Origin of the sequence: Streptomyces parvus, assembly GCF_014648875.1 — a bacterium.
In the GTDB taxonomy this organism is placed as follows: Bacteria; Actinomycetota; Actinomycetes; order Streptomycetales; family Streptomycetaceae; genus Streptomyces; species Streptomyces parvus.
In genome coordinates this window covers 643593-656381 of record NZ_BMRY01000003.1, presented here as the reverse complement: position 1 = coordinate 656381, position 12789 = coordinate 643593, and the positions used below count along the sequence as shown (strand labels likewise).

Genomic DNA, 12789 nt, shown 5'->3' with positions numbered 1-12789 from the left:
CGCCCTTCCGGTGGTGTCGTGCACGGCCCGCGAACCGCGGTGCGTCGTCGCTCTCCGTTGGTCGCTCTCCATTGTGGAGGACGCCACTGACAGTCCGGCCCGCCCGCCCCCGGAGGGACGGACGGGCCGGTACGTCGCTGAGGCGTCGCGCCGGGCGCGTCAGCCGCGCGGGCGGCGCCCCCGGCCCCCGTGGCCGTCGTCGTCCTGCCCGCCGAGCAGCTCGTCCGCCAGGGTCGGCAGATCGTCCAGCGGGGTCTCCTCCGCCCAGTCCGGGCGGGGGCGCTTGCGGCCCCGCTGCCGCCGGTCCGGGGCCGGGGCGTTGGGGTCCTCGACCTGCGGCAGTTCCCGGGTGCGCTCGTTCTCGCTCTCCGCGGGCGAGGGCGCCGGGCTCTCGTCCCGGAAGAAGCCCCGGGGCACCCGGTCGGACGGCTGGTCGTCCCGTACCGGCGGGAGCACGGCCGTCTCGTCGGCGTCCCGGGCCTGCCGAGAACCCGCCTGGCCGGCGGACCCCGTCGACCGCTGGTCCGTGTAACGCGGCAGCATCGCCGTCTCGTCGTCCCCAGGACCCGAACCGGAACCCGAGCCCGAGCCCGAGCCCGAGCGGCCGGAACCTGCGGCACCGGATCCGGAAGGACCCTCGTCCTCCGGTCGCGCCGCCGGAACCGGCTGCGTGATCTCGTTCGGGTTCACGATCGGCGTGGGCACCGTGATCTCGTTCTCCGGCACCGTCGGCCCCGACGCGCCCTCGGAGCGCGAGGACGTCTCCGTACGGGAATCCGTACGGGAACGCGACGCCCGCTCCGCCTCCGCGCGCTCGGCCTCGGCACGCGCCGCCTCCGTACGGGCGGCCGCCTCGGCCTCCGCCCGGCGGCGGGCCTCCTCGGCGCGCAGCAGGGCCTCTTCGGCCTTGCGCTGCTTCTCCAGCCGCAGCGCCTCGGCCTCCTGGCGCTGCCGGGCCTCCTCCTCGGCCTTCAGGCGCAGCCGCTCCTGCTCGGCCGCCCGGGCCCGCTCCTCGGCCTCCAGCCGGAGCCGGTCCTCCTCGGCGCGGCGGCGGGCCTCCTCCGCCTGGCGTTCGGCCTCGCGGCGGCGGGCCTCCTCCAGCTCGCGCTGCTTGCGCTCCTCCTCCTCGGCGCGCAGCCGGGCGAGCTGCTCCTGGCGCTCCTTCTCCAGGCGCTCCTCCTCGGCCTTGCGGGCGGCCTCTTCCTCCGCCTTGCGCCGCGCCTCCTCCTCGGCCTTGCGCCGGGCCTCCTCGATGGCCTCGATCTCGGCCTCGGAGAGCGGGAGGAGCTGGTCGAGCCGGTGGCGTACGACCGTGGTGATCGACTCCGGCTCCTGGCCGGCGTCCACCACCAGATAGCGGGTCGGGTCGGCCGCGGCCAGGGTCAGGAACCCGGACCGCACCCGCTCGTGGAACTCCGCCGGCTCCGACTCCAGCCGGTCCGGCGCCTCCGTGAACCGTTCCCGCGCGGTCGCCGGGTCGACGTCCAGCAGCACCGTCAGATGCGGTACGAGCCCGCTCGTCGCCCACCGCGAGATCCGGGCGATCTCGGTCGGGGCCAGGTCCCGGCCCGCGCCCTGGTAGGCCACGGACGAGTCGATGTAGCGGTCGGAGATGACGATCGCGCCGCGCTCCAGCGCCGGGCGGACGACGGAGTCGACGTGCTCGGCGCGGTCGGCGGCGTACAGCAGGGCCTCGGCGCGGTTGGAGAGGCCGGCGGAGGACACGTCGAGCAGGATCGAGCGCAGCCGCTTGCCGATGGGGGTGGCCCCGGGCTCGCGGGTGACGACGACCTCGTGGCCCTTGGACCGGATCCAGTCGGCGAGCGCCTCGACCTGGGTGGACTTGCCCGCTCCGTCGCCGCCCTCCAGGGCGAGGAAGAAGCCGGTGGCCGCGGGCCCGACGGCGGGTTCGTCGCCGCGCAGCGCCTCGCGCAGGTCCCGTCGCAGCGGCACGCCCGCCCGGTCGTCCGTCTTGGCGAGGACGAAGGCGGCGACGGGCAGCAGCAGCGCGCCGAGCAGCATCAGGGTGAAGGCGGCCCCGCCGTGGGCGAAGACGAAGTCACCGGCGACCAGGCGGTGCCGCCCGATCGCGGCGGCCAGCAGCGGTCCGGCGACCGCGCCGAGCGCGACGAGCACCCGGACGACGGCCTGGAGGTGCTCGGTGGTCCGGGCCTGCCGGAACGCCTCGGTCTCCTGGTCGATCAGGGTGTGCCCGGTGTTCGCGGCGACCCCGGCGGCGTAACCGGCGAGCAGGGCGATGGCGATCCCGGTCGCGGTGTCCGGAACCAGGCCGAGCGCGAGGAGCGCGAGGCCGGTGACCATGACGGCCAGCGCCAGCAGGCGGCGGCGCGACAGGGTCGGCAGTACGTGGCGTGCGGTACGGATGCCGAGGGCGGTGCCGCCGGTCAGTCCGAGAATCAGCAGCGCGAAGGTGGCAGGACCGCCGCCCAGGTCGTAGGCGTGCAGGACCGAGACGGCCGCTGCGGCGGCGACGGCTCCGGCGACGGAGGCGCAGACCGCGACCAGCAGGGGGACGGCGCCGGTGCGGCCCTTGTCGGGGCCGGTGCCGGTGGCGGGGCGGCGCAGGCCCTCCAGCGGGGAGCGCGGCCGGGGCGTCCGGTCGGCGGGGAACTCCAGGAAGTACAGGGTGGAGATGGAGGCGGAGAAGAGCCCCGCCGCGACGTAGGACCCCAGGGCCGCCTGGTGGAAGGAGAACCACTCCAGGCCCGAGCCGAGGAGGTTGCCGACCAGCGTGGCGGCCAGCAGGACCACCGCGGCGGCGGGCACGGCGAGGAAGTTCGTCCGCAGCGACAGCCGGCGCAGGGCGTCGAGGTGATCGGGCAGGGGGCGTACGGCGGCGCCTTCGAGGGGCGGGCCGGGCAGCAGCGCCGGGGCGGCGCTGTCCTTGGCCACGGCCCACAGGCGCTCACCGGCGCCGGTCACGAAGACGGTGATGAGGATCATCATGAGCGCCTTGTCGGGCGTCCAGTCGATCCACAGCGGGGCGACGACCAGGAGCGCCAGGCGCAGCCCGTCCACCCCGATCATCAGCCATCGCCGGTCCAGCTTTCCGCCGGGCCCCGTGAGGGACGTCAGGGGTCCCAGGAGTACGGCTCCGAAGAACAGGGTGGAAAGGATCCGGGCACCGAAGACGGCGGCGACGGCGAAGGCCGCCCCGCGGTATCCGGTGCCGAATGAGCCCTCAAGGACCGCCGCTTGCAGCGACAGCAGCACCAGCACGAGAAGGGCGAGTGCATCGCCGATACCGCCGACGAGCTGGGCGCTCCACAACCGCTTCAGCGGAGGAATGCGCAGCAGGGCCCGTACGGCGCGCTCGCGTGAGTCTGCGGCAAGTGTGTCGGAGGTGGGGCTCACGACCGTTGGCTGCTCGGCTCGCGTCATCCGCCCAGCCTATCGGCAGCGGTGCGGTGGCTGTCGGCCCGTCCGAACATATGGACGCAGACAACTTCCGGCCAGGGCCCCACCGGCCCCGAACGCACCGCCGCCCGGCGCCGGGGTCACGAGGATCGGGGCGTCGGGCGGCGGTGCGCGATACGGACGGGATACGGAGGTCAGTCGTCCGACGGGGCGGAGGACGAGGCCGTCTTCGTGGCCGTCGTCTTCTTGGCAGCGGTCTTCGTGGCCGTCGCCTTCTTGGCCGTCGTCGCCTTCTTGGCCGTCGTCGTCTTCTTCGCCGCGGTCTTCTTGGCGGCCGTGGTCTTCGTGGCCGTCGTCTTCTTCGCGGCCGTCTTCTTGGCCGTCGCCTTCTTCGCGGGGGCCTTCTTGGCCGTCTTCTTCTTGGCCGGCCCCTTGGCGCGCTTCTCGGCGAGCAGTTCGTAGCCGCGCTCGGGCGTGATCTCCTCGACGCTGTCTCCGGTCCGCAGCGTCGCGTTGGTCTCGCCGTCGGTGACGTACGCGCCGAAACGGCCGTCCTTGACCACCACGGGCCGCTCGCTGACCGGGTCGGTGCCGAGCTCCTTCAGCGGGGGCTTGGCGGCGGCCCGGCCGCGCTGCTTGGGCTGGGCGTAGATCGCGAGGGCCTCTTCGAGGGTGATGTCGAAGAGCTGGTCCTCGGAGGTCAGCGACCGGGAGTCGGTGCCCTTCTTCAGATACGGGCCGTACCGGCCGTTCTGCGCGGTGATCTCGACGCCCTCGGCGTCCTCGCCGACGACGCGCGGCAGCGACATCAGCTTGAGGGCGTCGGCGAGGGTGACCGTGTCCAGGGACATGGTCTTGAAGAGCGAGGCGGTCCGCGGCTTCACCGCGTTCTTGCCGGTCTTCGGCGTCCCCTCGGGCAGCACCTCGGTGACGTACGGACCGTAGCGCCCGTCCTTGGCGATGATCTGGTTGCCGGACACCGGGTCGGCGCCCAGCTCGAAGTCGCCGCTGGGCTTGGCCAGCAGTTCCTCGGCCAGTTCGACGGTCAGCTCGTCGGGGGCAAGGTCGTCGGGCACGTCGGCGCGCTGGTGGCCCTCGGCGTCCTTCTCGCCCCGCTCGATGTACGGGCCGTAGCGGCCGACGCGGAGCTTGATGTCGTTGCCGACGGGGAAGGAGGAGATCTCCCGGGCGTCGATCGCGCCGAGGTCGGTGACCAGCTCCTTCAGACCGCCGAGGTGGTCGCCGTCGCCGTTGCCCGCGTCGGACGCGGCACCCGCACCGGCCGGGTCGTCACCGGAACCGGTCGTTCCGAAGTAGAAGCGCTTCAGCCACGGTACGGACTTGGCCTCGCCCCGTGCGATGCGGTCGAGGTCGTCCTCCATCCGGGCGGTGAAGTCGTAGTCGACGAGCCGGCCGAAGTGCTTCTCCAGCAGGTTGACCACGGCGAAGGACAGGAAGGACGGGACGAGCGCGGTGCCCTTCTTGAAGACGTAACCGCGGTCCAGGATCGTCCCGATGATCGAGGCGTACGTGGAGGGGCGGCCGATCTCGCGCTCTTCCAGCTCCTTGACCAGCGAGGCCTCGGTGTAGCGGGCCGGGGGCTTGGTGGCGTGCCCGTCGACGGTGATCTCGTCGGCGGTCAGCGCGTCGCCCTCGGCGACCTGCGGCAGCCGGCGCTCGCGGTCGTCCAGCTCGGCGTTCGGGTCGTCGGCGCCCTCGACGTACGCCTTCATGAAGCCGTGGAAGGTGATCGTCTTGCCGGACGCGGAGAACTCGGCGTCCCGGCCGTCGCTCGCCCGGCCGCCGATCTTGACGGTGACCGAGTTACCGGTCGCGTCCTTCATCTGGGAGGCGACGGTCCGCTTCCAGATCAGCTCGTAGAGCCGGAACTGGTCGCCGGTGAGCCCGGTCTCGGCGGGGGTGCGGAAGCGGTCGCCGGAGGGGCGGATCGCCTCGTGCGCCTCCTGCGCGTTCTTGACCTTGCCGGCGTACGTACGCGGCTTCTCGGGGAGGTAGTTCGCCCCGTACAACTGCGTGACCTGCGCCCGGGCCGCGGACACCGCGGTGTCGGACAGGGTCGTGGAGTCCGTACGCATATAGGTGATGAAGCCGTTCTCGTACAGCTTCTGCGCCACCTGCATGGTCGCCTTCGCACCGAAGCCCAGCTTGCGGCTCGCCTCCTGCTGGAGGGTCGTGGTCCGGAAGGGGGCGTACGGGGAGCGGCGGTACGGCTTCGACTCGACGGACCGGACCGTGAAGGCGGAGTCGGCGAGCGCGGCGGCGAGCGCGCGGGCGTTCGCCTCGTCCAGGTGCAGGGTCTGGGCGGAGCCGGCCTTGAGCTGCCCGTCGGGGCCGAAGTCGCGGCCCTGGGCGATGCGGCGGCCGTCGACCGCGCTGAGGCGGGCGGTGAGGTTCGAGGGGTCGGAGGCGTCGCCGGTGCGGCCGGTGGCGAACTTTCCGGTGAGGTCCCAGTACTCGGCGGAGCGGAAGGCGATGCGCTCGCGCTCCCGCTCGACGACGAGGCGGGTGGCGACGGACTGGACGCGGCCCGCCGAGAGCTTCGGCATGACCTTCTTCCACAGGACCGGCGAGACCTCGTAGCCGTAGAGGCGGTCGAGGATACGGCGGGTCTCCTGGGCGTCGACCATGCGCTGGTTGAGCTCGCGCGGGTTGGCGACGGCGGCCCGGATCGCGTCCTTGGTGATCTCGTGGAAGACCATCCGGTGGACCGGGACCTTGGGCCGCAGGACTTCCTGGAGGTGCCACGCGATGGCTTCGCCCTCGCGGTCCTCATCGGTGGCGAGGAAGAGTTCGTCGGACTCGGCCAGCAGCTGCTTCAGCTTCCTGACCTGGGCCTTCTTGTCCGCGTTGACGACGTAGATGGGCTGGAAGTCGTGCTCGACGTCCACGCCGAGGCGGCGGACCTCGCCGGTGTACTCGTCCGGGACCTCGGCCGCGCCGTTCGGGAGGTCGCGGATGTGCCCGACGCTCGCCTCGACGACGTATCCGGGGCCGAGATAGCCCTTGATCGTCTTCGCCTTGGCAGGCGACTCGACGATGACGAGTCGGCGGCCGCCCTGTGCGGTCTCGCTGGTCGGGGACAACTTCGCTCTTCTCTCCGGTCGACACTCGGTGGGCATCCGGGCGGCGTCATGACGCTGCCCGCGGTGCTGTCGCTGCGGAGTGTGACGGTACAACCCGCCCCCGTGTCAAACGGCAAAAGCCCGCAACGGCCACTCGAACGGTAACCCGACTTCCGCCATTCCTGCCGCCCGGACCGCCGGGTCCGCGTCACGCGGGGCCTCGGCCTGCGGCTTTTCGGAGACGGCCGCGGTGTCCCGGCGGGGGACCTGTCGACCCGGGCGCCGCCCGGCCGGGAGCGGGGATCAGACGTGCGTGAAGACCCACACACCGAGGCCGAGGAAAACTACGCCGAAGAGCGTCGTGAGTGCGGTGGAGGCGACCGGGCTCACACCGTGCGCCACCGGCGCGCGGTGCAGGGCTCGCGCCCCTGTCCAGATCAGGAGGGCGGCGCCGAACAGTGACAGGGCCGTACCGGCGAAGACTGCGGTGGCGCTCTCCATGTCGTACCCCTAGACCGTCGTGTGACCCGTCGCACGACTCGTCGGGGAGCCGCCCGGGACGGACCGGCCCGGCCCGTCGGAGCCGGACCTCGGCGGCCCGGCACGGGGAGGTTGTCACCCCGGGGCGTCGCCCACACGAACCCCGGGTGAACAGCACTCCCCCGCCGACCGGCGGAACTCCTTCGGCGGTACGGGCCGGGGTAGGGCCGGGGCCCGGGGTATCCGTGACCGGAATGCGCGGACCGGGCGCGCCGCGAGGGGACGTGGACACGAACACACTGGTTAATAAGGACAGCGCGCTCGGAACGACGATCGCGACGTCCCGGTACCGGAAGGCGCTCGGGGCAGCCGGGGGCTGCGTGCACCTCCGGGGGGTTGGGCACCCGACCTTGAGGTGCCCGGGCAGCGAACACCCGGCATCCGGGTGCCCGGGGCGAAGGGCCCCGGGCGACCGGGAGAACCGGCACCCGGGTGTTCAGGGCAGCGAGCACCCGGGTGTCCGGGGCGCCCCGCTCCCGCCCCTCCGGCGCGTCCGGCTCACTCCCCCCGCGCCGCGACGCCGGACGCCGGCTCCAGGAAGCCCTCCTCGACCAGCAGCCGGATCGCCTGCGGTGTCCGGTCGCGCAGGAGCACCGGGTCCTCCGCCATCAACTGCGCGATGGCATCCAGGATCCGCCCGGCGGGCAGCGACCCGTCGCAAACGCCCGCGAACCCTGCGGCCACCGCATCGACCTTGGTCGCCCGCATCATGCCCCGGTGCTGACGCAGCACCACATGCTCGGGGTCCTCCGCGCCCGGCAGCCCGACCTGCTCCTGGACGACCTCGGCGGCAAGGGTGAAGTGCCCGGCGAGCAGCGCCGCGTCGTCCTGGTCGCGGAGGTAGTCCTGGCGGGCGAAGTGCTCCTCCACCGCCCGGCCCAGCGGCTGCTGCACCGCGTGCGGCCACTCCTCGACGACGATCGAGGGGTTCCCGGCCGCCGCGGCGGAGGACTTGCGCAGGGTGATCCAGCCGAATCCGACGGACGTCGTACCCCGGGCCTCGAACTCGTCGAGCCACGCCTCGTACCGCTCGTCGTACTCGGCGGGATCGCTGCGGTGGTCGCCGCTGTCCCGCAGCCACAGCTCGGCGTACTGCGTGACGTCCTGGACCTCGCGCTGGACGATCCAGGCGTCGCAGCCGTACGGCACCCAGGAGCGCAGCCGGTCCTGCCACTCCTCGCCCTCCACGTGCTGCCAGTTGGCGAGGAACTGGGCGTATCCCCCCTCGTTCAGATGGTCGCCCGCCTGCTGCACCAGCGTGCGGCACAGGTCGTCGCCGCCCATGCCGCCGTCCCGGTAGGTGAGGCGGGCGCCGGGCGAGATGACGAAGGGCGGGTTGGAGACGATCAGGTCGAACGAGTCGGAGCCCACGGGCTCGAAGAGGGACCCCTCGCGCAGGTCGGCGGGGGCGGCGCCGGACAGGGCGAGGGTGAGCCGGGTGAACTCCAGCGCACGGGGGTTGAGGTCGGTGGCGGTGACCCGGGTCGCGTGCTGGGCGGCGTGCAGCGCCTGGATGCCGGAGCCCGTACCGAGGTCGAGCGCCGAGGCGACCGGCGTACGCACGGTGATCCCGGCGAGAGTGGTGGAGGCTCCGCCGACGCCGAGGACGACGCCCTCCTCGCGCGAGCCGATCCCGCCCGCGCCGCCGACCGCGCAGCCGAGGTCGGACACGATGAACCAGTCCTCGCCGTCCGGCCCCCCGTACGGCCGTACGTCGACGCACGCACGGATCTCTCCGTCCGCACCGCCTTCGCGGGTCACCCAGCCGTCCACGACGCACTCGTCCAGCGGAAGGGCTTCACGGGCCCGCTCCTCGGTGACGGGGCGCTGCAAGAGGAACAGCCGCACCAGCGTGTCGAGCGGAGTGTCGCCCCGGGTGGCCCGCAGGGCGGGGACGGTCTCGCTGCGCGCGAGGGCGGCGTAGGCGGGCGCGCCGAGGCGTTCGAGGAGCCCGTCCGCGGTGAAGTCCGCGGCGAGCAGGGCCTCACGGAGGGCGGCGGAGTGGTCGGGTGCGGGAAGGCTGCTCTTACTCACCCTCCCATTGTGTCCGGTCCCACCGACAACGGCAGCGGCCCGGACACCCACCGGGTGTCCGGGCCGTCAGCGGGAGAACAGCGCTCAGGACTTCTTCTCCGAGGATTCCTTCTCAGCCGGTTCCTTGTCCGAGGAGTCCTTGTCCTCGGACTCCTTGTCCCCGGACTCCTTCTTGTCGGGGGCCGAGCCCTCCGGGGACGCGTCGTCTCCGGCGTCGGCGGCCCCGGAACCGGAGGGCCCGGTGGAAGCGGTCTGCTTCTGGCAGCCCTCCTGCTTCGACATCGCGGCACCGACTTCACCGGACTGGAGCTTCCTCAGCGCCTGGTCGCCACCGGTGCTGATCTTGTTCAGCTCGTCGGCGATGGTCTTCAGCCCGTCGGCGAACTTGCTCTGCTCCTTGGTGTCGAGCTCGTCGACCTGGGTCTTGAGGTCGGCGTATGCCTTGGAGGAGGCGTTGAGCTCCTTCACCGCCGCCTTCTGCGTGGCCTCACCGCCGTCGACGGGGGGCGGGCCGGCGGAGTCCACAGCCGTGCCCAGCGCCTTGTACGCCTCGGACATCTCCTGGAAAGCGACCGAGTCTGCCTTCTGGACGTCGGCGGGCGTGTTGTTGTCCCCGGTCTTCTCGAGGATCGACGCGTTGGCGTTGTTGATCTTCTGGAGTTGCGGCTGAACCTGGTCGCAGACCTTCTTGGCCCAGTCGTTGACCTTGTTGTCGCTGTCGTCGCTGCAGCCCGACAGAGTCAGCACGAGTACCGCACCGCCGGACAGTGCGGCTGCAAGCTTCTTGTTCACCGGATCGGTCCCTTCCAAGGCTCTCGGCCCGGAACTTACACGGCGAGGGGACGACAGCCGGGTGCCGGTCATCCTTTATGCACCCTTTTGAAGCCATTTGCATCAAGGGAAATGAGGGAGATGCCACTCATGAAGAGAACCGCACGCGTGACCGGTCACTCATCCGAATGAAGGATTCCGCGTTGGCGGTGTCCAGCGGGAAAGAACCCGCACGCCGAAGCAGAAGGAGAGAAAGGAGAGGAAGGAGAGGAAGGTGGACGGACGAGAGCAGCCCGGGAGAGGAAGGCGGGGAGCCCCGGAAGTAGGGGTGGGTGGACGGCCCGTCAGCACGAGCCACCCACCCACCTCTTGATCGCACGTCACCTCGCTGTCACACGTCTCCTGGCAACGAGGCCGGCACCGGCCCCCGGCCCTCCCCGATTACCTGCCGACGGGTCACGGAGCCGCTGCCGGATCAGGCGCCGGGACGGAGGAACCGCCGTCCTCCGAAGCGTCGTCGTCGCCCACGGCGATGCCCCGCCGCTTGGAGACGTACACCGCGGCGACGATGATCCCGATGGCGACGACGGCCACCAGCGCCCGCACCCAGGGGTTCGCGTCCGCGCCGTAACTGAACTGCACGATCGCCGGGGCGATGAGCAGGGCGACCAGGTTCATCACCTTGAGGAGCGGGTTGATCGCCGGGCCCGCCGTGTCCTTGAACGGGTCGCCGACCGTGTCGCCGATGACGGTCGCGGCATGGGCCTCGCTGCCCTTGCCGCCGTGGTGGCCGTCCTCGACGAGCTTCTTGGCGTTGTCCCAGGCACCGCCGGAGTTGGCGAGGAACACGGCCATCAGCGTTCCGGCGCCGATCGCGCCGGCGAGGTAGGAGCCGAGCGCGCCGACGCCGAGGGTGAAGCCGACCGCGATCGGTGCCAGTACCGCGAGGAGCCCGGGCGTGGCCAGTTCACGGAGTGCGTCGCGGGTGCAGATGTCGACGACGCGCCCGTACTGCGGCTTCTCCGAGTAGTCCATGATCCCGGGGCGCTCGCGGAACTGCCGCCTGACCTCGTAGACCACGGATCCGGCGGACCGGGACACCGCATTGATGGCGAGCCCGGAGAACAGGAAGACGACCGCCGCGCCCAGGATCAGGCCGACGAGGTTGTTGGGCTGCGAGATGTCCAGGCTCAGCCCGAGCTCGCCCGCCCCGGCACCGACGTCGTCGACCGCCGTGGCGATGGCGTCGCGGTAGGACCCGAAGAGGGCGGCCGCCGCGAGCACGGCCGTGGCGATGGCGATGCCCTTGGTGATGGCCTTGGTCGTGTTGCCGACCGCGTCCAGGTCGGTGAGGACCTGGGCGCCGGCCCCCGTGACGTCGCCGGACATCTCCGCGATGCCCTGGGCGTTGTCGGAGACCGGGCCGAAGGTGTCCATGGCCACGATGACGCCCACCGTGGTGAGGAGCCCCGTTCCGGCGAGCGCGACAGCGAAGAGTGCCAGCATGATCGACGTACCGCCCAGCAGGAACGCCCCGTAGACGCCGAGGCCGATCAGCAGCGCGGTGTAGACGGCCGACTCCAGACCGATGGAGATGCCCGCGAGCACCACGGTGGCCGGGCCGGTCAGCGAGGACTTCCCGATGTCCCGGACGGGGCGGCGGTTGGTCTCGGTGAAGTAGCCGGTGAGCTGTTGGATGAGCGCGGCCAGGACGATCCCGATGGCCACCGCGACCAGCGCGAAGACCCGCGGATCGCCGCCGTGCGCGGTGATCGCCCCGTCGGTGACCCCGTCAAGATCGGCGTACGAGGACGGCAGATAGGCGAAGGCGGCCACGGCCACGAGGCCGAGCGAGATCAGCGCGGAGATGAAGAAGCCGCGGTTGATCGCGGTCATGCCGCTGCGGTCGGCCCGGCGCGGTGCTACGGCGAAGATCCCGATCATCGCGGTGACGACACCGATCGCCGGGACCATCAGGGGGAAGGCGAGCCCGGAGTCCCCGAACGCGGCCGTACCGAGGATCAGCGCGGCGACGAGCGTCACGGCGTACGACTCGAAGAGGTCGGCGGCCATGCCCGCGCAGTCACCGACGTTGTCGCCCACGTTGTCGGCGATGGTGGCGGCGTTACGCGGATCGTCCTCCGGGATGCCTTGCTCCACCTTGCCCACCAGGTCGGCGCCCACGTCCGCGGCCTTGGTGAAGATCCCGCCCCCGACCCTCATGAACATGGCGATGAGCGCCGCACCGAGGCCGAACCCCTCCAGCACCTTGGGCGCGTCGGCGGCATAGACGAGCACCACACAGGAGGCCCCGAGCAGTCCGAGTCCCACCGTGATCATTCCGACCACACCACCGGTACGGAAAGCGATCTTCATCGCTTTGTGCGAGACGGAGGTGAGATCCTTTTCCGGTTCGCCTTCCGCCGGAGTCGCCTCCCGCGCGGCTGCGGCCACCCGCACATTGCTCCGGACGGCGAGCCGCATGCCGATGTATCCGGTCGCCGCGGAGAAAAGCGCACCCACCAGGAAGAAGAGGGAACGCCCCGCGCGCTGCGACCAGTTGTCGGCCGGCAACAGGAACAGCAGGAAGAACACGACGACGGAGAAGACACCCACCGTGCGCAGTTGCCGGGCCAGATAGGCGTTCGCACCCTCCTGGACCGCCGCGGCGATCTCCTTCATCCGTTCGGTGCCCTCGCCGGCCGCCAGGACCTGGCGTACGAGCAGCTGGGCGACGATCAGCGCGGCGACGGCGACGACCGCCACGACGATGACGATCAGCCGGTTGCCGTCGGTGAGTACCGCCGCCGCGAGGGAAGCGGATCGGTCGGAAAGTGCGGATTCTTGCGTCAGTACTGCCATTGGGGTGGTGAAGAACTCCGCCATACGTCCTCCTTGACGCTCAGCGCTCAAGTCGTGGACGGATTGTAGGGAGCGGAACCTGATCAAAACAGTGGGCGGGAAGAGAATTGATCGCTCTCCC

6 protein-coding genes are annotated in these 12789 nt (G+C 71.5%); all 6 read right to left on the bottom strand.

Features of this window, described 5'->3' with window-relative positions:
- Positions 1-159: 159 nt before the first annotated feature.
- Positions 160-3402, bottom strand: a complete 3243-nt coding sequence (gene tmk, locus IE140_RS13310; RefSeq protein ID WP_150192930.1) for a dTMP kinase — start codon at positions 3400-3402, stop codon at positions 160-162.
- Positions 3403-3572: 170 nt separating this feature from the next.
- Positions 3573-6482 (bottom strand): type I DNA topoisomerase, encoded by a 2910-nt coding sequence (topA, locus tag IE140_RS13305; RefSeq protein WP_150192931.1) that lies wholly within the window; start codon positions 6480-6482, stop codon positions 3573-3575.
- A 282-nt stretch (positions 6483-6764) separates the two neighbouring features.
- Positions 6765-6962 carry a hypothetical protein gene (locus tag IE140_RS13300; RefSeq protein ID WP_093444272.1) on the bottom strand — a complete coding sequence of 66 codons (198 nt, stop codon included), beginning with the start codon at positions 6960-6962 and terminating at the stop codon, positions 6765-6767.
- A 537-nt stretch (positions 6963-7499) separates the two neighbouring features.
- Entirely contained in the window at positions 7500-9035 is a 1536-nt protein-coding gene (locus IE140_RS13295) for a DUF7059 domain-containing protein (RefSeq protein WP_150192932.1), read from the bottom strand.
- Positions 9036-9119: 84 nt separating this feature from the next.
- Positions 9120-9827: a small secreted protein gene (locus IE140_RS13290; RefSeq protein ID WP_093444270.1), complete on the bottom strand. Its 708-nt coding sequence runs from the start codon at positions 9825-9827 to the stop codon at positions 9120-9122.
- Between the two features lie 435 nt (positions 9828-10262).
- Positions 10263-12692, bottom strand: coding sequence for a sodium-translocating pyrophosphatase (locus IE140_RS13285; RefSeq protein WP_100559557.1), 2430 nt, complete (start codon positions 12690-12692; stop codon positions 10263-10265).
- Positions 12693-12789 lie beyond the last annotated feature (97 nt).